Raw genomic sequence first — 21,568 nt, 5'->3', positions numbered from 1 at the left:
GTTCCCGTCCAGTCGTGCTTCGTCGCTTTCCCCTTCCGCCGCGCTTCGTCCTTTCCTAGACTGCCTCCATTGCCTTATATTCATGAGCGATGGAGGAAGACATGTTTCGCAAACTGATCGATTGGTACGACGACTGGGAAGCCGAGCAGATCGCGGTGCTGGAGCGCCCCGAGCTGGCGCAAACGATCCCGCCCGGCTACCGGCGCTATTGCGCGGAGAAGCTGGCGGCGATGTCGCCAATCGAACGGCGCGAACTGCGCGCCTTTTCGCTGACCTACCGCGGGCGCCGCCTGTGGATCGCCGTGGCCAAGCTGGCCGCCGCCTTCACGCTCGCCGGCCTGCTGCTGGCCTATGTCGTCGGCGGCAAGGTCGGCCCGGTCGCGCTGGTCGTCATTGCCAACCTGGTCGGCTTCAGCTTCGTCATCGGCGGCATCGGCTCCTGGTTCAACCCGAGCGAAATGGTCGCCTCCAAGCGCAAGGTCGTGGCCGGGCTGATGGTCGGCGCCCTAGTGGGCGGCATCGGCGCCTATGTCGGGCTGACGCTGGCCCATGGCGAGCCGCTGGCCGAGATCGGGCCGCCCCTGCTACGCGTCATCGCCATCGCCATGCTCGGTGCGCCGGTCTGCGTCGGCATCCCGATGCTGGCGATCAGCGCCATGCGCCGCCGCCAGCAGGCCGAGCTGGCCGAGCAGCTGCGGCGCGACGCCGAGCGCGAGCGCCTGGCGCGCGAGCTGAGCGAATCGCAGCTGCGCATGCTGCGCGCTCAGATCGAACCGCACTTCCTGTTCAACACCCTGGGCGCGGTGCAGCAGCTCGCCCTCGACGGCGCACCGCGCGCCGCCGCCCTGACGGCCGACCTGATCGCCTTCCTGCGCGCCAGCTTCAGCGACATGCGTTGCGAGCAGGTCAGCCTGGCCTCCGAGTTCGGCGTCGTCGAATCCTATCTGCGCGTGATGGCCGCGCGCCTCGGCACCCGCCTGCACTTCAGCATGGCGCTGCCGGACGCGCTGACGCAGGTGCCGGTGCCCAGCATGATCGTGCTGACCCTGGTCGAAAACGCCGTCAAGCACGGCATCGAGCCGGCCCTGCGCGGCGGCGAGATCGCGGTGTCGGCGGCGGTATCGAGCAGCGGGGTGCTGGTGTCCGTCCACGACACGGGCGTCGGCATGAGCGACACACCGGGCGGTGGCGCAGGCCTGGACAATGTGCGCCGGCGCCTGCAGCTGGCCTATGGCGAGGCCGCCACGCTGACCCTGCGCGAGGCCGATCCGGGCCTGGTGGCGGAACTGCTGCTGCCGCTCGAACGCGCGGAGGCGGCATGACCCGGGTGATGATCGCCGAAGACGAACCGCTGATGCGCGAGCGCCTGGTCGCCCTCCTCGGCAGCGCCTGGCCCGAGGCCGAGCTGGTGCTGGTCGCGGAAAACGGCGTCGATGCCTGGGACGGTTTTCAGGAACACGAGCCGGAGGTCGTCTTCCTCGACATCCGCATGCCGGGCATGTCGGGCCTGGAAGTGGCCGAGCGCATCGGCGACAGCGCCCACGTGGTGTTCGTGACGGCCTACGACCAGTACGCGGTCGAGGCTTTCGACGCCGGCGCGGTCGACTACCTGCTCAAGCCGGTGCAGGCCGACCGGATGGACAAGGCGGTGGCGCGTATCCGCGCCAAGCTGGGCAAGGCGCCGCCCGACCTCGGCAACCTGCTGCGCGACCTGCAGTCGGCGCTGCCCGGCGCCCAGCCCAAACGCACGCGCTGGATCAAGGCCAGCGTGGGCCGCCAGATCCGCCTGATCGACGTCGAGGAGGTGCTGTTCTTCCAGTCCGACACCAAGTACACGCGGGTGGTGCTGCCCGGCTCGGAGGCGCTGGTGCGCGTGGCCTTGAAAGACCTGCTCGGCGGCCTCGATCCGGAGCGCTTCTGGCAGATCCACCGCGGCACCGTGGTGAACGTGAGCGCGATCTCCGCCGTCGAAAAGGTCGACGCCGAGCGCATGCAGGTGCTGCTGCGCGGCTGCGACGAAAAGCTGCCGGTGAGCCGGAGCTACCTGCACAGGTTCCGCGACTGAGCCGCGACTGAACCGGGCGCAGCGCTGGCGCAGCCTGGATTAGAATCGGCGCATCGGAAATGGAGGAACCGACCATGTCCCATCGACTGCGCCCGCAAGACGGCGTCCCTTCGCTCAACGAGATCATTCACTCGGCGGTGAACCTGGCCCGCATCTGCCTGAACATGGACGTGGCCTTCATCACCGAGTTCAAGGACGGCAGGCGCATCTTCCGCCACATCGCGACCGTCGAGGAATTCGTGCCGATCAAAGCCGGCGATTCGCATCCGCTCGAAGAAAGCTACTGCCAGTACGTGGTCGACGGACAGATCCCCCCGATCGTCGACGACAGCCACATCTACCCGATACTGCAAGCGCTCAGCGCGACCGAGGCGATGAAGATTCGCGCGCACCTCGGGGTGCCGATCCGCCTGTCGGACGGCTCGGTATTCGGCACCTTCTGCTGCTACAGCCGCAGCCCGGCCTCGCACTTGCGCGAGGTCGACGTCGAAGCGATGGCGCGCTTCGCCGACCTCATCGCGTGCATGCTGGAACAGCGGGTGCTGGCCGAACGCGCGCACGAGACGGCGTCCGCGCGCCTGTCGGCGCTGATCGCGGCGCGCGGTATGCACATGGTTTACCAACCCATCGTCGACATCGCGACGCGCCGCGCCGTCGGTCTCGAGGCCCTGGCGCGCTTCCGACCCGAGCCGCTGCGCGGGCCGGACAAATGGTTCGCGGAAGCGCATGCACTGGCGCGCGGCGCCGAACTGGAACTGCTCGCCATCGAACATGCGCTGGCCGATCTCGCCAGGCTGGCGCCGGGCGCCTACCTGGCGCTGAACGTCTCCCCGCACACGATCCTGAGCGGCAAGCTGGAAGCCGCCCTGGCCGGCGCGCCGCCGGAGCGCCTGGTGCTGGAGATGACGGAACACGCGCCGATCGAGGAGTACGACAGCCTGGCGCGCGTCCTGGCGCGCTTGCGCGCGGCGGGCCTCAAACTGGCGATCGACGACGCCGGCTCGGGCTATGCGAGTTTCCGCCACATCCTGCAACTATGCCCCGACATTATCAAGCTCGACCAGAGCCTGATCCGCGACATCGACCTCGATCCGGGGCGCCGCGCGCTAGCGCTGGCCCTGATCACCTTCGCCGGCGAGACCGGCAGCACGATCGTGGCCGAAGGCGTCGAAACGGAACGCGAGCTGGCGGTACTACGCTCGCTTGGGGTGGATCTGGCGCAGGGCTATCTGCTGGGGCGGCCAGCGCCGGCACCCGCGCTTGCCGGCTGCTGACCCGTACGATGGCCAGCGCGCGCGATGTTGTATTTGCGCAAGTGAGCATGCCCAAATGAAATAAAATCGGTAAAAACAGCATATACTCGTTCCAAGTCGACCGGGTGTGCGACACGAATGCGCCCAGCGACTGTTTTGCCGATTTCAGGCCAACCGTTCTGGGGCACTGCCTTGCGTACCAACTTACCGATCACTCACAACGAGATCATCCTCGCCGACGACAAAACGATCGTATCGACGACCGATCTGCGCGGAAACATCCGCTATGCCAATCCCTATTTCGTCGACATCAGCGGCTTCACGGAAGAAGAACTGATCGGCGCGCCGCAGAACATCGTGCGCCATCCCGACATGCCCGCCGAAGCCTTTGCCGACCTGTGGAACACCATCCATGGCGGCCGCCCGTGGAGCGGCATGGTCAAGAACCGCTGCAAGAACGGCGACTACTACTGGGTGGTTGCGAACGTCACGCCGGTCATCGAGGATGGCAAGCCGGTCGGCTACATGTCGGTGCGCACGAAACCGACGCGCGAGCAGGTAGCGCAGGCCACGCGCGACTACGCCGCCCTGAAGGGCGGTACGGTACGGGCGCCGGGCGGCGAGCGCGGCCTGCATGCCCTGGTCAAGGCCGTGCGCGGCCATGCCTCGTCGCTGCGCAGCCAGGTCGACCTGCTGGCGGGCGTGGCGCTCGCCGCCCTTGCCGCCGTCCTGTTCGACGCCTGGGGGGAAGGCCTGTCGACGCTTGGCCTGCTGGCGCTGCTGGCCTGCATGGGCAGCGTGGCCGGCCTGTGGCTGCTGGTGCGCCAGCGCATCCTGGCGCCGCTGCGCCGGGCGACCGGCTTCACCCTGCGCCTGGCCGGGGGCGACCTTACCAGTTCGCTGGACGACGGTGGCAGCAGCGAGATGCACGAGCTGGTCGCCGCGCTGCGCCAGACCCGGGTCAACCTGTACAGCATCATTGGCGACATCCGCGGCAATTTCGCCCAGATCGAGGGAGTGACGGGCGAAATCGCCGAAGGCAACATGGATCTGTCGGGCCCCACCGAAGCGCAGGCCTCGAGCCTGGAGCAAACCGCGGCCAGCATGGAAGAGATCAACCAGAACGTGGCCCAGTCGACCGAGAACCTGGAAACGGCCAGCCGCCTGGCCAGCCAGGCCGCCGAGATGGCAGGCCGCGGCGGCGAGACGGTGGCGCAGGTGGTCGAGACGATGAGCGCCATCGAAAGCTCCTCGCGCAAGGTGCTCGATATCGTCAGCATGATCGACGGCATCGCCTTCCAGACCAACATCCTGGCCCTCAACGCCGCCGTCGAGGCGGCCCGTGCGGGCGAACAGGGCCGCGGCTTTGCCGTCGTGGCCGCCGAGGTGCGCTCGCTGTCGCAGCGCAGCGCGGCTGCCGCCAAGGACGTCAAGCAGCTCGTCGGCGCCGCCATCGGCGCGGTGGAAGACGGTGCGCGCCTGACGCGCAGCGCCAGCGCCACGGTCGGCGAGATCGCGCAATCGGTCAGCCAGGTGGAGGCGATGATGAGCGAAGTGACGGGCGCGGCCCGCGAGCAGGCGGCCGGCATCACCCAGATCAACGGCGCGGTCGGCCAGCTCGACGACATCACCCAGCAGAATGCCGCCCTGGTCGAAGAAGCGGCAGCGGCCACCGCGGCCCTGGTGAAGCAGGCCGACAACGTGTCGCGCGCACTGCGCGTGTTCCGCCTGCAGGGGGCGGGACATGCGGCCGCGGCGCCGCAGCGCCGGGCCGCCGCCATGCCGACGCAGGCGCGCGTCGCGCTCAAGGCTGCCTGAGCGTTTGCGCACCGATCGAAAGGAAGCCCGCATCTGCGGGCTTTTTTTCGTCCACTCTCCCGGACGGGCTCCGCGGCTGGCCTGCCGTACCATGGCGCTTCAATGCAGATGATCGACATGGAGGAAATCGACGATGCTGAAACTCGGAACCGACCCCGCGCTGGTCGACAAGCTGGGCGCGCTCGCCGCGCAGGTGGTCGAAGAGGCGCTGGCCTCGGGCTTGAACTGGGACGAGGCGATCACCGCCTTCGGCGTGGCCAGCCAGGCGATCGCGATGAAGGCCGCCGGCCAGGGCGTCGGCACGCCCGAGCAATGCGCGGCCCATGCCCGCAGCCGCCTGCAGCTGGGCATGGAGCAGGGCCCCGACGTGCTCAAGGCCTATCTGAGCTGAGCGCGGCGCGCCGCGCTCCTGGGCCGCGTCTCAGTCAGTCACCACGTGCCACACGTCCTTGACCTTGTCGCCCTTGCGCTCGCCCGGCTTGGTGTCGTTGGCGAACAGGTACAGGGGCTTGCCCTTGTAGGCCAGCTGCTTCGAGCCGTCGTCGCGCGTCACCGTGGAATAAGGAGCGGCAACGCGTTCCTCGGTGACGGGCACCGGCGGCCACATCTTGGCGCAGCCTTCATTGCACGCGCTCTTGCCGGCGCTGTCCTTGTCGAAGGTGTAGACCGTCATGCCCTTGGCGTCGGTCAGCACGCCGTCCGCTTTCTTCATGCCCGCTTGCGCGAGCGCGCCGCCGGACGACAAGACAATCACGGTGCCCAGTGCGACAACAGCGGAATGAATCGCTTTCATGGCCAGCTCCTGAGGTAAGGATGGAACTTCAGTATAGGCCGCGCCGTGGCGCGCGGCGACGCCGCCATGGCGAATCGGTCTTGCCGCAACCATCAGTGCCGATAAAGCAACAACGGTGTGCATGGCCGCCGCCAAAGTTATCAAAAGTAATTGACAGACTTGCCAGCAAAAGCGGATATTGCTTGTCGTTAAGTTTTCTTTCACTGGCATGTCACCTTTCGACACTCCCGTTCCTGTCGCCGCAGACGCTTTCGTCTCCGCGTTCCCGCCGGCCGCTCCCGAACAGCGCATCCTGGCCTTCGGCTTCAGCGGCAGCGGCGGCGAATACTTCCGCATCTGGATCGTCAACCTGCTGCTGAGCGTGGCCACGCTGGGCATCTATTCGGCCTGGGCCAAGGTGCGGCGCCTGCAATACTTCGACCGCAATACCACGCTGGGCGGCGCCGGCTTCGATTTTCACGGCGAGCCGAAACCGATCCTGCGCGGACGCATCCTGGCGGTGGTGCTGCTGGCGGCCTACCAGTACGCCTTCGGCTTCTCGCTCGTGTTCGGCATGGTGGTGGCGGGTCTGCTGCTGGCCGGCCTGCCCTTCATGATGCGCGGCGCCCTGCGTTTCCGCCTGGGCCATACCTCGTGGCGCGGCCTGCGTTTCCAGTTCACGGGCTCGGTACCGCTGGCCTATGTCAGCTACCTGGCGCCGATCGCCGTCTTCCTGCTGCCCGGCGTCATGGTCGCCCTGCTCGGCCAGACGCGCTGGTCGCTGCTGCCCTTCGCGCTCTACATCGCCTGGCCCGCCATGTTCTGCTGGATGAAGCGCTACCAGTTCGGCCATGTGGCCTATGGCGACCAGCCTTCTTCGGCCGATCTGTCGCTGGGCGAGTTCTTCGAAATCTACGTGCGCGGCCTGTGGATGGCAGCCATTCCGATCGTCCTGGTGGCCGCGGCGGCCTGGGCCTCCTTCTCCCTCTTCAAGTCGAATCCCTGGCTGCCGGCCCGGATCATCGTTCCCATCTTCACAGCCCTGGTGCCGCTCGCACTGGTGCTGCTGCTCTACTTGCTGCTCGGCCCCTACCAGCAGGTGCGCGTCCTGAACCTGTGCCTGCGGAACACGCGCTTTCCCGGCGTGCGCTTCGTGTCGATGCTGTCGGTGCGCCGCTTCGCCTGGCTGCACCTGAAGAACCTGGTGTTCACGCTGCTCACGCTGGGCCTGTACCGGCCGTTCGCGGTGGTGAACGTCCATAAATACCGCCTCGCGCACATGCTGCTCGAGGTCGACGAGGGCTTCGAGCGTGTGCTGGCCGACGTCAAACCCGCCGGCGGCGCGGTCGGCGATGGCGCCGCCGACTTCCTCGGCGTCGACCTGTCCTGGTGAATGTCATGATGATTGCAGCGCATTTCTACGACGGGCGCAGCGCCCGCCTTCACTCCGTCGACGTGAACGCGGCCGACGGCTTCATCGTCCTGCGCGGCGACGTCGAGCGCAGCTATGCAGCCGGCGCCACGCGCATCGCCGAACCCTTCGCGCATGCCCCGACCGTGCTGTATTTCGACGACGGCGCGCGCTGCGAAGTGCCGGGCGCGGAGCCGGGCCAGGCGCTGCGCGACGCGCTCGGCTATCGTCCTTCGCGCGTCGTGCGCCTGACCGACCACACCTGGGCCGCCCTGCTGGCGCTGGCGCTCCTGGTGGCCCTGCTGTTCGCGACCGTCACCTGGGGCGTGCCGGCCCTGGCGACGCGCATCGCCGACGGGCTACCGCCCTCGGTCGACCGCGCGCTCGGTGAAACCGCCCTCAAGGCGCTCAATGCCAGCGGCAAGCTCGAGGAAAGCCGCCTGAGCGACCAGTGGCAGGCCGAAGTGCGCGCCGTGCTGCCGCGGGTGGTGCCCGCCGACATGCGCGTGCGGCTCCTGCTGCGCAACTCGCGCTTCTTCGGCCCGAACGCGCTGGCGCTTCCCGACGGCACCATCATCATGACCGACCAGATGGTGCGGCTCATCGTCGGCCCGCGCGGCAGCTTCGGCGAGGCCGAGCGTGCGCAGCTGGCCGGCATCCTCGCCCACGAGATCGGCCACGTGCGCATGCGCCACAGCACCCGCATGCTGGCCAGCTCCTCACTGACGGCGGCGCTGGCGGCCTCGGTGTTCGGCGACTTCAGCACGGTCGCCGCCCTGCCCGCCGTCCTGCTGCGCATGAGCTACTCGCGCGACAAGGAAACCGAGGCGGACGAATACGCCATCGCCGTGATGCGAGCGCGCGGCATCTCGACGCTGCCGCTGGCCGACCTGCACGACCGCCTCGCCGGCCGCAAGAAGCCCGACAGCAAGCAGGGCGCCTGGGTAAGCGAAGCGATCCGCTTCGTCGCCAGCCACCCGGTGTCGGCCGAACGCAGCGCGCGCCTGCGCGCCGCGGCCCAGGCGCCGACCAACCCGCAGTAATCGAATCACACGTACCGATCGAGAGGAACCCATGCCCGCAAACCAGATGGCCGACCAATACCTGCACACCTTCCGCGCGGACGGCGAATTCCCGGGCGGTCTGGCCTTTCGCAAGGCGCTGGTGCAGGCTGATCTCGATTTCACGCCGGAGAGCCTGGCGCGCATCGACCGGCTCCTGCGCCAGATGCGCACGCAACTGCAGCCGTCCTACGGCGCCTTCACCGACCGGCAGGACAACCAGAACTTCCTCTACCTGCTGTGCTTCTATGTGGGCGCCGTGGTCTACCGCTATACCGGCGAAGGCTACGCCTGGTATCCGTACGACGAACTGAAACAGGTGGCGCCGCCGGACTTCCTGGCCCAGTATCCGGAAGCCTTTGCGTCCTCGATGATCTGCATGCTGGAAGAAAGCGGCACCTTCCTGCCGCTGTCTTCGATCCTGGACGTGCTGTTCGGCGACGACCCGGAGCGCAGCGTGCTGGCCAGCGCCGACCAGTTCATGAACCGCCTGTCCGACGCCACGCCGATTGCGCGCCCTTCCGCGCCCCTCGCCCTGCGCGAGGACAAGGTGACCGGGGCCCTGCGCGCCGCCGCCGGCGAGGCCGGCTGGGCAGCCGGCTTCGCGATCTGGACGATCTGCGAAGGCGCTGCGCTGGGCCGGATGATGCAACACCGGATGCCCAATGGCCAGCGCCTGGGCGTGGCGCTGATGCACGGCTCGCTGCAGGAAGCCTTCGACCGCCTCGAAAATAACGAGGAAGGTGCCCTGGAATCGGTGCTCTCCTACCAGGGTGTGGTCGGCCTGCCGGCGCGCCGCTCGGAAGCGGTCGTACTCGAAGTGCGCCGCTTCGGCGAGGCCGCGATCATGCTGACGATGGTCGTGCCCTTCCGTCCCGCGGGCGCGACTGCCGGCTTCGCCGTCGGCCGGCCGCGCGTGCTGCGCCCGGCGAACCTGAGCGCGGCAGCGCAGCAGGTGATCGCCGCCGGCTTCTTCGAAGGCATCGACAGCTACCGGCCGGCGGGGCTGCTGGAGAAGTATCTGGATCCGTCGGTGTAAGCCGAGCGCCGGGTGAGAATCTGCGCATCTTGCGTCTTTACACCCGTGCTATATTGCATGCCTTTTAACTTTTCCAGCAGGTGAAGCCGTGACCGGCAAGGCATGGCGCACCAGGGCATCGCGTCAATGAGCAAGCATCGGCCGCCTTTGCGGCTTTACGGCCTGCTGGCCGCCGCCACGCTTGTGGCCAGCACAGCACAGGCATCCGGCGATCCGGGCCTGCGCGCCCTGCGCATCGTCGCAAGCGAGACACCCCGTATCGACGGCAGCCTCGACGATCCTGCCTGGCAGCGCGCTCCGGCCTACGCGGGCTTCCACAAGCACCTGCCGCGCGACGGCGCCGACGCCCCTGGCACGCGCAAGACCAGCGTGCGCCTGCTGATCGACGACGATGCCCTGGTGTTCGGCATCCGCGCCTGGGACGACGCACCCGCCCTGCTGCGCGGCGCCCTGGCGCGGCGCGACAAGGTCGACGTCGACCAGGACTTCATCGGCATCTGGATCGACCCGGCCGGCCATGGCCGCAACGCCCAGTTCGTGCGCATCAACACGGCCGGCGTCGTCAGCGACGGCATGCACCGCGCCGAGGACGACGAGTCCGATCTCGGCCCCGATTTCCCGGTCGAGACCGCGGTCACCCTCCTGCCCGACGGCTACAGCATGGAAGTGCGCTGGCCGCTGTCGAACCTGCGCTTTCCCTATGCGGGCGGGCGCAACTGGCGCGTGATGGTCGAACGCAGCATTCCCCATGCCGACGGCACCCTGCTGATCACGGCGCCGTTCCGCGCGGACGCGCTCAGCCACCTGAGCTTCCTGCAGGAGATCGAAGGGATGGAGGCGAGCGTGACGGCGGTGCGCGACCGCGCCTTCCTCGAACTGCGCCCGGAACTGACGGTGCGCAGCGAACGGCTTGCGCTGCCGGGCCGGCGCAGCCGCGGCAGCCAGGCCGAACTCGGCCTGGAAATCAATGCGCGTCCGCGTGCTGACTGGGTCTTCAACGCCACCATCAATCCGGACTTTTCGCAGGTCGAGATCGACCATCCGGTTTCGCAAGGGGCGGCCAACGTCGCACTCAGCCTGCCCGAGCGGCGCGGATTCTTCCTCGAGAGCGCGGACGTGCTCGGCCTGCCGCTGCCGGCCTTTTATTCGCGCACCGTGAACGACCCGGAATACGGCCTGCGCGCGACCTGGCGCGCGGCGCATGCCGACGCCACGGCCATGAGTCTGCGCGACGAGCCGGGCGGCCTGGTGCTGCGCGGGCGGCCCTACGAGACGCTGGAATATGTGCAGACCGGGCGCACGATGGCGAGCCTGGCGCGTGCGCGCTGGCATGGGGAGGGCCTGCTGCTGGGCGCGTTTGCCTCGCAGCGCGACTACCACCGCTTCGGCAGCAACGACGTCCTCGGCATCGACGCCCAGTGGCGCGGCACCTCGGAGGACGGCGTGCAGCATCAACTGTCCGGCGTGGCGATGGCCTCGCGCACGACGGCCGGTTTTGATGATGACGACAGCGCGGCCAGGCTGCCCGCGCGCTCCGGCGGCTATCTGTGGGCGAAATACCTGCACAATACCGAGGAATGGACGCACGAGGTCGAGGCGGAGGCAATCGCGCCCGGTTTCGTCAACGACAACGGCTTCGTGCCGCAAACGGGCGTCGCGCGCCTCACCGGCTCGTTCAACCGCCTGCTCGGATCGCGCTCGTTCGGTTCGCTGTCGCTGTACGAGTTCGAAACCTATCTCGGCTTCCACGAGATGCGCACCCTGGCCGACGCGACGGCTGGCCAGCGCGGCGGCGAGACCGTCGGGCGCAGGCTGCGTCCCGGTGTCTGGATGGCCCTGCCCTTGCAGACGGGCTTCTGGGCCGAACTCGGCTTCGACCGCCAGCGCGCCCTGGCTGGCGGGCGCCTGCACGATACCCGGGTCGTCAACTTCGGGATCGAGACCACGCCGGTGCCCTGGATCTCGAAGATCGCCGCCGAGGTCGTCCTCGGGCGCCAGCTCGACTTCGATGCCGACCGCGTCGGGCCGGGCGGGAACGTGATCCTCGACGTCGCCATGCGCTTTCCGCTGCGGCGCGGCTGGTCGCTGGAACTCGACCAGCACCTCAACCGCGCCTGGGTACAGGGCACGCTGGGCAAGCCGGCCTTTGCCGACACGGCCTGGCGCGCGCTGGCGACCCTGCACTTCAGCGCCCGCGATTCGCTGCGTCTGCTCGCCCAGAACACCTGGGCCGCACGCCGCGACGACGGCGTGACCCAGTTGGAGGCGTGGAGCGACCGCCAGATCCACCGCTCGCTGCTGTACCGCTACGAGTGGCGCCACGGGCGCCGCATGTCGTTCGGCTATGTGGACGACAAGTCGCCGCTGGCCGAGGAGCGCAGGAAGTCGCTGACGTTCAAACTGCAGTGGGAGGTGTAGGGCGTAGGGACTGCCGCCCCTCAGCCAAGGCGCATATGCAGGATTGGATAGGGCTTTCCGAAGCCGTCGGTGGCCGAGCGGCCTTCGGTGCGAAAGCCGAGCCGCTCGTAGAAGCCGAGCGCCTGCCTGTTGTCCTCGTTGACGTCGACCTGCGTGACGCCGAGCTGGTTCAGCGCATGGGTAGCGAGAAGCCGCCCAGCTCCCTGACCGCGGCGGGATGGATGGACGAACAGCATTTCCAGCATTCCTTCCTGCACGCCCATGAAGGCGAAAGGCAGACCGTCTTCGCCGCGGATGCAATGGATTGGCGTGAAGCTGTGCAGCAGCTCTTGCACGATGGGCGCAAGGGCGGCGATCGCGGCAGCGTCGAGAAAGTCGTGGGTGGCTGTCACGGACGCTTCCCATACCTCGAACAGGTGTGGCGTGTCGGCGGGGCTGGCGAGTGTGATGTGCATGGCTGGCTGCGTGGTGATCGGAAGGTCGGCGGCGCCGGCAATGATGTTCGCTTCAGCGCGCCGGGCCATGCATGACATTCTAATGCCGGTTTGCGTGGCACGGTGGACTCGCCCGCCGTCAGCAAAAATCCCGGCTATGCGTCGCCAGCCTGCCCAGCAGGTGCGACATGTCCACCAGGCGCTTGGCCACCAGATGCTTCACCGGCCCCTGGCTCTGCCAGACGCCGTAGACGCCGAGCAGGTTCGCGCCCAGCACCTCGCGCCGTTGATGCTCCACCAGATCCGGCCAGACGATCACGTTCACGTTGCCGGTCTCGTCTTCCAGCGTCATGAACAGCACGCCCTTGGCGGTGCCGGGCCGCTGGCGCACGGTGACCAGGCCGCAGCCGCGCGCCAGCTGGCCGTCGGCGTATTCGTTGAGTACCGAGGCCGGCATGAAGCGCTGCGCCAGCAGCTGCTTCCTCAATAGCGCCACCGGATGGCGGCCCAGGGTGAGGCCCTGGGCGCGGTAGTCGCCGACGATCTCGTCGCCCTCGGAGGGCGCTGCCAAGGTAGGGCTTTCCTCCTCCAGCGTCGTCGGACGCAATAAATCCCTGTCGGGCACGGCGCCGACCGCCTGCCACAAGGCTTCCCTGCGATGGCCAGCCAGCGAACGCAGCGCGTTGGCGCCGGCCAGCACCTGCAGGTCGCCGCGATCGAGCCCCGCCCTGCGCGCCAGGTCGGCCACGCTGTCGAAAGGACGGATCGCGCGCGCGTCCTCGATGCGGGCCGCCGCCTCGCGGCTCATGCCGCGCTGGAGCGAAAGACCCAGGCGCACCGCCGGCTGGCGCGTGCTGTCGTGCAGTTCTTCCAGGGTCGACTCCCAGCCGCTGATGGCGATGTCGACCGGCCGCACCTCGATGCCGTGGCGCTGCGCGTCCTGCACCAGCTGCGAGGGCGAATAAAAGCCCATCGGCTGGCTGTTGAGCAGCGCGCACAGGAAGGCGGCCGGTTCGTGGCATTTCATCCAGGAGCTGGCATAGGCCAGCAGCGCGAAGCTGGCCGCATGCGATTCGGGGAAACCGTATTCGCCGAAGCCCTGGATCTGGCTGAAGATCGCTTCCGCGAATTCGAGTTCGTAGCCGCGCTCGAGCATGCCGCGCACGATGCGGTCGTAGTACTGTTCCAGGCCGCCCTTTCTCTTCCAGGCCGCCATCGCGCGGCGCAGCTGGTCGGCTTCGCCCGGCGTAAAGCCGGCGCCGAGGATGGCCACCTGCATCACCTGTTCCTGGAAGATCGGCACGCCCAGCGTGCGTCCGAGCGCCGCCCGCATCTCCTCGCTCGGATACACCACCGGCTCCAGGCCCTGGCGCCGGCGCAGGTAGGGGTGCACCATGCCGCCCTGGATCGGGCCGGGGCGTACCACCGCCACCTCGATCACGAGGTCGTAGAACACGCGCGGCTTCATCCGCGGCAGCATGCTCATCTGCGCGCGCGACTCGATCTGGAACACGCCCACCGTGTCGGCTGCGCAGATCATGTCGTAGGTCGCCTTGTCGTCGGGCGGGATGTCCTGCATCTCGAACAGCGAGCCGTGGCGCAGGCTAACTAACTCTAATGCGCGCCGCAGCATCGACAGCATGCCCAGCGCCAGCACGTCGACCTTCATCAGGCCCAGTTCCTCGAGGTCGTTCTTGTCCCACTGGATGACGCTGCGGTCGGCCATCGCCGCGTTCTCGATCGGCACCAGGCGCGAGAGCTTGCCGCGGGCGATGACGAAGCCGCCCGGGTGCTGCGACAGGTGGCGCGGGAAGTTCAGCAGCTGGGTGGCCAGCGTCGCCCACTGGCGCGACAGCGGCGCCTCCGGATCGAGGCCCGATTCGGCCAGGCGATTCAAGAGGTCGGCCTTGCTGTCGAACCAGCGGTGGCTTTTGCAGACTTTTTCGATGATGCCGAGATCGACGCCGAGCGCACGCCCGCTGTCGCGCAGCGCGCTCTTCGGCCGGTAGCTGATGACGACCGCCGCCAGCGCGGCGCGGGTGCGGCCGTACTTGTTGTAGATGTACTGGATCACCTCCTCGCGGCGCTGGTGCTCGAAGTCGACGTCGATGTCGGGCGGCTCGTTGCGTTCTTTCGAGATGAAGCGTTCGAACAGCAGGTTCGCGCGTGCCGGATCGACCTCGGTGATGCCGAGGCAGTAGCAGACGGCAGAATTGGCGGCCGAACCGCGGCCCTGGCACAGGATATTGTTCGCCCGCGCGAAGTGGACGATGTCGTAGACGGTGAGGAAGTAGTGCTCGTAACCCATCTCGGCAATCAGGCCCAGCTCGTGCTCGATCTGGGCCTGCACCCTGGCCGGAATCCCCTCCTTGAAACGCCGGTGCGCGCCGATATAGGTTTCGGCACGGAGGAAACTCGACGCCGTATGCCCCTTCGGCACCACTTCGTTCGGGTATTCGTAGCGCAGCTCGTCGAGCGAGAAGGTACATAGGGAAGCGATACGCAGTGTCTCGTTTAAGGCCTGGCGCGAATAGATGTTGGCCAGGCGCAGGCGCGCGCGCAGGTGCTGCTCGGCGTTCTGGGCCAGGCCGTAGCCGCATTCGGCCACGGGTTTGTTCAGACGCGTGGCGGTGAGCGTGTCCTGCAGCGGTTTGCGCGAACGTACGTGCATGACGACGTGGCCGAGGGCGACAATGGGCAGGCGGTGCTGCCAGCCGACTTCCTCGATCGTCACCCGGTGCGCATCGTCGAAGGCGCGGTGCAGCAGCACCAGGCCGAGCCAGGCGCGCCCCGGAAACTGCGCCGCCACCCAGCGCGCCTGTTCGTGCAGGCGGTCGACGTCCTTCGGCTCGTGGCCCGGATAGTGCGGCAGCAGGATCGCCAGGCAGTCCGGCATGCCCTTCAGGTGCGCGTATTCTCCCTGCGGATTGGCGATGTCGTCCGGCGTCAGGAAATACGTTCCCTTCTCGCTGCGCATACGCCCGAGCGTGATGAATTCGGAGAGGTTGCCGTAGCCGTTGCGGTTCTGCGCCAGCAGGATCAGGGACAGCGCCGGGTCGCCGCCCGGATGACGCAAATGAAAATGGGCGCCGACGATGAAAGGCAGCGCCGCCTTCTTCGCCTCGGCATGCGCGCGTACCACGCCGGCCAGCGAACACTCGTCGGTCAGCGCCAGCGCCGCATAACCGAGGCGCACCGCCCGCTCCACCAGTTCCTCGGCATGCGAGGCGCCTTCCAGGTAGGAGAAGTTCGACAGGCAGAACAGCTCGGCATACTCAGGCAAATGCGCGGGCGGGTTCTGGGTCGGCGGTGGCGAGGACATCGGCAAGTAAAGCTTGTGAGTTCACAAACTACTGTATAAAAACACAGTATAACCGACGAGGTCAACTTGGCAATAATTTCCGTGCGTCTACTAAAAGTCAGGCCTCAGCCGAAGAACTTCATCGCCATGAACAGCAGCGCCTGCACCGACGCGAAGATCACCCCCGAGACCAGGGCCGCCGCCCCCACCGCCGTCACCAGGCCGCCGATGATCCAGTAGCCGTCGCGTTCGAGGATGCCCAGCGCCAGCATGCTGATCGCCAGCGCCGGCAGCATGTTCCCGAGCGGGATGGGCAGCAGCACCACGATGGCCAGCACCAGGCAGACCAGGCCGACCAGGTATTCCATCGGCGGCAGGGCCCAGGCGCTGGCGCGCGGGCGCAGCATCTGTTCGGCCCGTTGCAGCCAGGGGCGGATGCGCGCGATCAGGGCCTGGAAGTCGGCGCGCGCCATCGAGCGCCGCGCGATGAAGCCCGGCAGCCAGGGTTGGCGCTTGAAAGCCAGCTGGGCCGCCAGCAGCACCAGCGGCGCGCCCAGGATCACCGAAGTGCCGGGCAGTGCCGGCAGCGCGTTCGGACAGGCGAACACGAACAGCAAGGCGCCCAGCGCGCGGTCGGCCAGGGCCGTCAGCAGGTCGCCGACCGCGATGCGCTCGCGGCTGTCGTCGTCGGCCAGCGCCTGCAAGATCTCCGACAGGGCCGGGCCGCCAGGCAGTTCCTTCATCCTCATTCCTCCATGTTCGCGTGCGGCTCCCCTTCCCGCGGCGCGTCCTTCGCCACCCGGCGGATCGCCACCCGCACGATGCGCCGCTCCTCGACCGCGAGAATCTCGTAACGCAGGCAGCCCAGTTCCAGCGTCTGCCCGACCTCCGGGAAGCGCTCGAAATGCGCCAGCAGGAAGCCGGCCAGCGAGGTGTAGTCGGCGTCCATGCCGGCCAGGCCGTCGGTATCGAGCACTTGCTCCAGCAGGCGCAGGTCGGCCGTTCCCATCACTTCCCATGCGCCGGAGCCTCTGGCCTGGATCGCCAGCTGTTCGTCCTCGTCCGGGAATTCGCCGGCGATCGCCTCCAGGATGTCGACCGGCGTCAGCAGACCCTGGACGATACCGTATTCGTCGGTCACCAGCACCAGTTGTCCGTGCGCGCGCTTGAGCGTGTCGATGGCCTTGAGCACGCCGGCGGTGTCCGGCAGGACGATCGGCGCACGCAGCAGGCCGCCCTCGCCGCCTTCCTCGAGACGGCCGTCCACCAGCAGCGCCCCGATCAGATCCTTGGTGCGGCCGATGCCCACCACCTGATCGAGTTCGCCGCGGCACACCGGCACCAGGCTGTGCGGCGTCTCGCGCAGATGCTGCAGGATGGCGTCGGCGCCGTCCTCGAGGTCGATCCACGACATCTCGGAACGTGGCGTCATCACCGAGCGGATCGAGCGGTCGGCCAGCATCAGCACGCCGCTGACCATGTTGCGCTCCTCGGCGGCGAAAGCGCCTTCCCCGGCCGCCTTGTCGTCTTGCGCGCCGTCCTCCAAGCCGTCCTGTGCGGCATTGCGCGTGCGCCCGCCCATCAGGCGCAGCACCCGGCCCGCCGTGCGTTCGCGCAGCGGCACGCGCGCCTCGTTCTTGAGAAGATTACGGCGTGCGAACTGGTTCAGGGCTTCGATCACGATCGAGAAGCCGATCGCCGCATACAGGTAGCCTTTCGGGATATGGAAGCCAAGGCCCTCGGCCACCAGCGACAGGCCGATCATCAGGAGGAAGCTCAGGCACAGCACGACCACCGTCGGATGCGCGTTCACGAAGCGCGTCAGCGCCTTCGAGGCCAGCAGCATGACGCCGATCGACATCACGACCGCCGCCATCATCACGCCCAAGTCGTCGACCATGCCCACCGCCGTGATGACGGCGTCGAGCGAGAACACGGCGTCGAGCACGACGATCTGCGCGACGACCACGCCGAAGCCGGCGTATACCTTCGATTCGGTCTGCGCGTGCGTCACCCCTTCCAGGCGCTCGTGCAGTTCGGTGGTGGCTTTGAACAGCAGGAACAGGCCGCCGCCGAGCAGGATCAAGTCGCGTCCCGAGAAGCTGAAGGAGCCCAGCGCGAACAGCGGCTGCGTCAGCGTCACCAGCCAGGAGACGATGGTCAACAGACCCAGGCGCATCAGCATCGCCAGCGACAGGCCGATCAGGCGCGCGCGGTCGCGCTGGTGCGGCGGCAGCTTGTCGGCCAGGATGGCGATGAAAATCAGGTTGTCGATGCCGAGTACGATCTCCAGCACGACGAGCGTCAGCAGGCCCGCCCAGATCGTCGGGTCGAATAGCCATTCCATGTAATACCTCGTAAAAAATCAGAACCAAGTGCTTCCAGGGCGGAAGCGGACATCCGGCCAGCGGCAAAGCCGGTCACGAAGGGCTTTGTCCGGCGTACCGGCGTATGCGGACAGGGGCGCCGGCCGGTGAACGGCGGCGCCGCGCGTCAACGCACGGGGGGCGGTTTGATGGGGGGAGAAGGCGCGCGGCCCTGCCGCGAGGGCGGGTGCGATGAAGGCAGGCGTCCCGGCAGGAGCGCCAGCCGTGGGGGTGCCGGCGCATCGAGCGAATCGTGGAAATCGGTGCCGGTGGGCGGCTCGTCCGCATCGATGTCGCCCATCGACTGCATGGCGGGCGCATCGCTGGCGGAGACATGCGGCGCATCGGCCTGCCCCATCGACGAGACGGACATCGACAGCGCAAAGACGTTCAGGGGGAACAGCAGGATCAGGAAGATGACGAAGGCTCGCCGCATAAGGATGTCGTTGGATCGGACGGGCCGAGTATATCAGCTATTCTTGCATGCAGTTTTCACAAGACTTGAATCCCTACGATGAACATCACCGCATTCACCTGCTTCGCCGCCGACGATGGCGGCGGCAATCCCGCCCTCATGATCGAGGACGGCCCGGCCGGTCAGGCCGAACGCGAGGCACTGGCGCGCGGGCACGCGCGCACCTGCGTCTTCATCGACGCCGCCGCCGAAGACGGCATCGATGCCACGCTCGATTTCGTCTACCCGCACATGCGCAGCCCGCTGTGCCTGCACGCCACGCTGGCGGCGGCGCGCGTGCTGTTCGCCTGCCACGGGAAAGCGCCCCTGCGCGTGCGCACGGCGATGCGCGGCCAGCAGCTGCTGCTTTCGCAGGAAGGCGAGGATGTCTTCGTCGCCCTGGCACGGCAGGAGGCGCCGCGCGTCGAGGCTGACGCCGCCCTGTGCGCGCGCCTGCTGGCCGCGCCCGGCCTCGACCTGGCCAGCGCGCCCGTCGTCGCCTCGGTCGGCAGCCCCAAGCTGCTGCTGGAAGTGAAGGATATCGAGACGCTGTACTGCCTGGCCCCGGATCTGGCCGCGATCGCCGCCTGGGGCCGCGAACAGGGCGTGAACGGCTGCTACGTCTGGTGCCGCACGGACGATGGCACATACGAAGGCCGCAACTTCAACCACCTCGACCCGCAACTGGAAGACAGCGCGACCGGCGTCGCCGCCGGCGCCCTCACGGTCGCCCTCGGGCATGGCCTGCTGCTGCGCCAGGGCCGGGCCACCGGGCGCGCCTGCCTGATCCGCACGGCGCTGGCGGACGATGCGGTGCTGGTCGGCGGACGGGTCGCCTGAGCGCGAAAAGCCACCCTGTGTCTGTGGCAAGATAGGAAGACATAACGAAAACGGAGACTCCACATGCGCTTCTGGACGAACACCCGGTGCGGCCTCGCCGCCCTCGCCTTTGCCCTGCCGGCTGCGGCATCGGCCTTCCCCACCGCTCCCATCGAATGGGTCGTGCCCTATGCCGCCGGCGGCGGCTCGGACGTCGTCGCGCGCGTGGTGGCGTCCGAGATGACGAAGACGCTCGGCCAGCCGATCGTCATCAACAACAAGCCGGGCGCCGGCACCAACATCGGCGCGGCCTATGCGGCGAAGGCCAAGGCCGACGGCCACCTCGTGCTCACCGCCGACACCGCCACCTTCGCCACCAATGGCTTCTTGTATGCCAAGCCCGGCTACAACGCCGAGCAGGACTTCGTGCCGGTCGGCCTGATGGCGCGCTTTCCGATGATCCTGGTGGTCAATCCGCAGGTACCGGCGAAGAACCTGCAGGAGTTCCTGGCCTGGGCGAAGAGCCAGGCCAATCCGGTCGCCTACGGCAGTCCCGGCGCCGGCAGCCCGCACCACCTCGCCACCGAACTGTTTTCCGATGTCGCCAAACTGAAGCTGCTGCACGCACCCTATAAAGGCGCGGCGCCGGCGGTGCAGGACGTGATCGGCGGCCAGGTACCCTTCATGTTCGTCGATACCGCCGCCGGCGGTTCGCACATCCGCGCCGGCAAGCTCAAGGCCATCGGCGTCGCCAGCCCGAAACGCGTCGCCGGCTTCGACACGATCCCGACGCTGAACGAACAGGGACTGTCCGGTTTCGAAGCCTATGCCTGGCAAGGCATGGTGGCTCCCAGCAGGACGCCCGCGGCCGCCGTCGAGGCATTGAACCGTGCCCTGGTCAAGGCGATCGGGACGGATGCCGTCAAGGCGCGCTTCGATACGCTGGGCCTGGAGGCGATTCCGGGCAGCCCGGCCGAGATGGCGGCCTATGCCAAAGCCGAGCGCGAGAAGTGGGGCAAGCTGATCAAGGCGAAGGGGATCCGGCTCGATTGAGCGGCGCAGGGTTCACAACGCTGCGTCGAACGCCGCCTTGAATGCTGGAACGACCTTGCCCTCGCCGAACGCGTAAGCCGGGTCGTTTCGAATGCTCTCGAAGTGGAGGCCGATCTCGGTCAGCAGTCCGGCGTCGACCAGCATCTTCGTACTTTCGGCGATGAAGAAGTCGACGAATTCAGGCATGGCCGCGATGATTTCCTCGGCGTCGACCAGCCCTTCCTGTTCCGGTACCGACAGCAGCTTGAACGGATTCTCGTTATGGACACCGAAGCCGAACCAGCCGAATTTCGGGAAGTTGGTGCGCCTTCTCCACTCGTCGTAGGCATTGGTGTTATGGGTGAACAGGGCCTGGTCGGTGAGCACGATCATGAAGAGGGAGAGCACGAAACGCGGCCGGTCTTCCGGCGGAACCCGGGCCAGATCCGTTGCGGCGTTTTCCCAATCGGATCCGCCAAAGAACAAGGCGCCGCCGAGATGATGCATCTCGCTCAAATATTGGGGAGGTTTCAGGTACGACAGGGTCTTCAGCTGGTTCGGGAATACGGAATAAAAATAATCGTGCACGTTCATCTCCTATCTTCACTGATCGGCCACCGGACGCGCTACCCGCTCCCTCCGAATCAGCGCGACGGCCTGTTCAATTTGCGTCGCTCCAAAATTCACGAAACCGTTTGTAACGAGGTTGTTCGTGCGCAGCCAGAGCGTTCCGTTGCGGCAACGCCACTGCAGCGTTTGCTTCCTATGTCCTGCGACGACCTCACTTGCCCAACCCACGCGTATGAGCGGATCGTTCTTAATCCAGGTGTCGTGCTGCGTCTTGCCATGCAAGATCACGACCTCTGGTTTGTGCTCGTCCACCATGTCGATCAGCCGCCGAACCATGATCGGCCTGGCATGCTCAATATAAGCGTCCTTGTCCTGGAACCAGCCGCGGTACGCTTCCGGCCATTGGTTGTGCTGAGGCCGTGGCAGCGGCAATATTTCACTCAACAACATGTCGCTGCGTTGTGGATCCAGCCGGCCAATCTCGGTATCCGCACCGTACACCCCACGATAGATCTCGCGTGCGATACGCCATACCGACACGCGCTCGACGGCAGGCATTGCGCCTTGCAATTCAACATGAAACGCTTCGACGTCCAGGAAACGTTGCGGATCGGCCGTGCGTAAGTCGATGCGTCCCTGGATATCGGCCGCATCTCCACAATGTTCTTCGAGCCCAACGACCCAGAACCGTGCGCCGGGATGGCCGTAGCCGAATAATTCCTGCATTGCTTCGTACATGTTCTTCCTCCGATGTC

The 21,568-nt window shown here is 67.3% G+C and carries 19 protein-coding genes; 11 read left to right on the top strand and 8 right to left on the bottom strand.

Translation table 11 applies throughout. The features are described from left to right. Nucleotides 1-101: 101 nt before the first annotated feature. The 5 genes from ASF77_RS00425 (at nt 102) to ASF77_RS00405 (ending at nt 5,527) form a co-directional block, all read left to right on the top strand. Nucleotides 102-1,322 (top strand): sensor histidine kinase, encoded by a 1,221-nt coding sequence (locus tag ASF77_RS00425; protein ID WP_056332724.1) that lies wholly within the window; start codon nt 102-104, stop codon nt 1,320-1,322. Next, the gene (locus tag ASF77_RS00420) at nt 1,319-2,065 is read left to right on the top strand and encodes a LytTR family DNA-binding domain-containing protein (RefSeq protein WP_056332721.1); all 747 of its coding nucleotides are present in this window, start codon (nt 1,319-1,321) and stop codon (nt 2,063-2,065) included. The genes ASF77_RS00425 and ASF77_RS00420 overlap by 4 nt, the downstream gene beginning before the upstream one ends. A 74-nt stretch (nt 2,066-2,139) precedes the next feature. Then, complete coding sequence (locus ASF77_RS00415; protein ID WP_056336119.1) at nt 2,140-3,339, top strand: EAL domain-containing protein; 1,200 nt, start codon at nt 2,140-2,142, stop codon at nt 3,337-3,339. Between the two features lie 171 nt (nt 3,340-3,510). Then, on the top strand, nt 3,511-5,136 hold the full coding sequence (locus ASF77_RS00410; protein WP_056332718.1) for a PAS domain-containing methyl-accepting chemotaxis protein: 1,626 nt from the start codon (nt 3,511-3,513) through the stop codon (nt 5,134-5,136). Between the two features lie 133 nt (nt 5,137-5,269). Continuing rightward, nucleotides 5,270-5,527, top strand: coding sequence for a hypothetical protein (locus ASF77_RS00405; RefSeq protein ID WP_056332715.1), 258 nt, complete (start codon nt 5,270-5,272; stop codon nt 5,525-5,527). Between the two features lie 30 nt (nt 5,528-5,557). Here the strand turns inward: ASF77_RS00405 and ASF77_RS00400 are convergent, their stop codons facing one another. Further along, nucleotides 5,558-5,929 (bottom strand): hypothetical protein, encoded by a 372-nt coding sequence (locus ASF77_RS00400; protein WP_056332711.1) that lies wholly within the window; start codon nt 5,927-5,929, stop codon nt 5,558-5,560. A 208-nt stretch (nt 5,930-6,137) separates the two neighbouring features. Between ASF77_RS00400 and ASF77_RS00395 the strand changes: the two genes are divergently transcribed. The 4 genes from ASF77_RS00395 (at nt 6,138) to ASF77_RS00380 (ending at nt 11,837) form a co-directional block, all read left to right on the top strand. After that, entirely contained in the window at nt 6,138-7,301 is a 1,164-nt protein-coding gene (locus tag ASF77_RS00395) for a YjgN family protein (protein WP_056332709.1), read from the top strand. A gap of 5 nt (nt 7,302-7,306) precedes the next feature. Then, complete coding sequence (locus ASF77_RS00390; protein WP_056332707.1) at nt 7,307-8,362, top strand: M48 family metallopeptidase; 1,056 nt, start codon at nt 7,307-7,309, stop codon at nt 8,360-8,362. Nucleotides 8,363-8,393: 31 nt separating this feature from the next. Then, a complete protein-coding gene (locus ASF77_RS00385) occupies nt 8,394-9,419 on the top strand; it encodes a hypothetical protein (RefSeq protein ID WP_056332704.1) in 1,026 nt (341 codons plus the stop codon). A 126-nt stretch (nt 9,420-9,545) separates the two neighbouring features. Next, a complete protein-coding gene (locus ASF77_RS00380) occupies nt 9,546-11,837 on the top strand; it encodes a hypothetical protein (protein ID WP_056332701.1) in 2,292 nt (763 codons plus the stop codon). A 20-nt stretch (nt 11,838-11,857) separates the two neighbouring features. Here the strand turns inward: ASF77_RS00380 and ASF77_RS00375 are convergent, their stop codons facing one another. The 5 genes from ASF77_RS00375 to ASF77_RS00355 form a co-directional block, all read right to left on the bottom strand. Then, a complete protein-coding gene (locus ASF77_RS00375) occupies nt 11,858-12,361 on the bottom strand; it encodes a GNAT family N-acetyltransferase (RefSeq protein ID WP_200934117.1) in 504 nt (167 codons plus the stop codon). Between the two features lie 49 nt (nt 12,362-12,410). After that, the gene (locus ASF77_RS00370) at nt 12,411-15,593 is read right to left on the bottom strand and encodes an error-prone DNA polymerase (RefSeq protein WP_056332698.1); all 3,183 of its coding nucleotides are present in this window, start codon (nt 15,591-15,593) and stop codon (nt 12,411-12,413) included. A 104-nt stretch (nt 15,594-15,697) separates the two neighbouring features. Beyond that, complete coding sequence (locus ASF77_RS00365) at nt 15,698-16,315, bottom strand: exopolysaccharide biosynthesis protein (RefSeq protein ID WP_229445161.1); 618 nt, start codon at nt 16,313-16,315, stop codon at nt 15,698-15,700. Nucleotides 16,316-16,317: 2 nt separating this feature from the next. After that, on the bottom strand, nt 16,318-17,919 hold the full coding sequence (locus tag ASF77_RS00360) for a transporter associated domain-containing protein (RefSeq protein ID WP_056332694.1): 1,602 nt from the start codon (nt 17,917-17,919) through the stop codon (nt 16,318-16,320). Nucleotides 17,920-18,065: 146 nt separating this feature from the next. After that, entirely contained in the window at nt 18,066-18,374 is a 309-nt protein-coding gene (locus ASF77_RS00355; protein ID WP_056332692.1) for a hypothetical protein, read from the bottom strand. Nucleotides 18,375-18,452: 78 nt separating this feature from the next. On the opposite strand from ASF77_RS00355, the gene ASF77_RS00350 reads away from it, so the two are divergent. Continuing rightward, nucleotides 18,453-19,232: a PhzF family phenazine biosynthesis protein gene (locus tag ASF77_RS00350; RefSeq protein ID WP_056332689.1), complete on the top strand. Its 780-nt coding sequence runs from the start codon at nt 18,453-18,455 to the stop codon at nt 19,230-19,232. A 63-nt stretch (nt 19,233-19,295) separates the two neighbouring features. Then, nucleotides 19,296-20,264, top strand: a complete 969-nt coding sequence (locus ASF77_RS00345) for a tripartite tricarboxylate transporter substrate binding protein (protein WP_056332686.1) — start codon at nt 19,296-19,298, stop codon at nt 20,262-20,264. A gap of 12 nt (nt 20,265-20,276) precedes the next feature. Here the strand turns inward: ASF77_RS00345 and ASF77_RS00340 are convergent, their stop codons facing one another. After that, entirely contained in the window at nt 20,277-20,837 is a 561-nt protein-coding gene (locus ASF77_RS00340; RefSeq protein WP_056332683.1) for a hypothetical protein, read from the bottom strand. 9 nt (nt 20,838-20,846) lie between these two features. After that, nucleotides 20,847-21,551: a hypothetical protein gene (locus ASF77_RS00335; RefSeq protein WP_056332680.1), complete on the bottom strand. Its 705-nt coding sequence runs from the start codon at nt 21,549-21,551 to the stop codon at nt 20,847-20,849. Nucleotides 21,552-21,568 lie beyond the last annotated feature (17 nt).

The organism is Massilia sp. Leaf139, from assembly GCF_001424165.1.
GTDB lineage: Bacteria > Pseudomonadota > Gammaproteobacteria > Burkholderiales > Burkholderiaceae_D > Telluria.
Note: the sequence above shows the minus strand (reverse complement) of the source record. Positions and strands in the feature narration are given on the sequence as shown.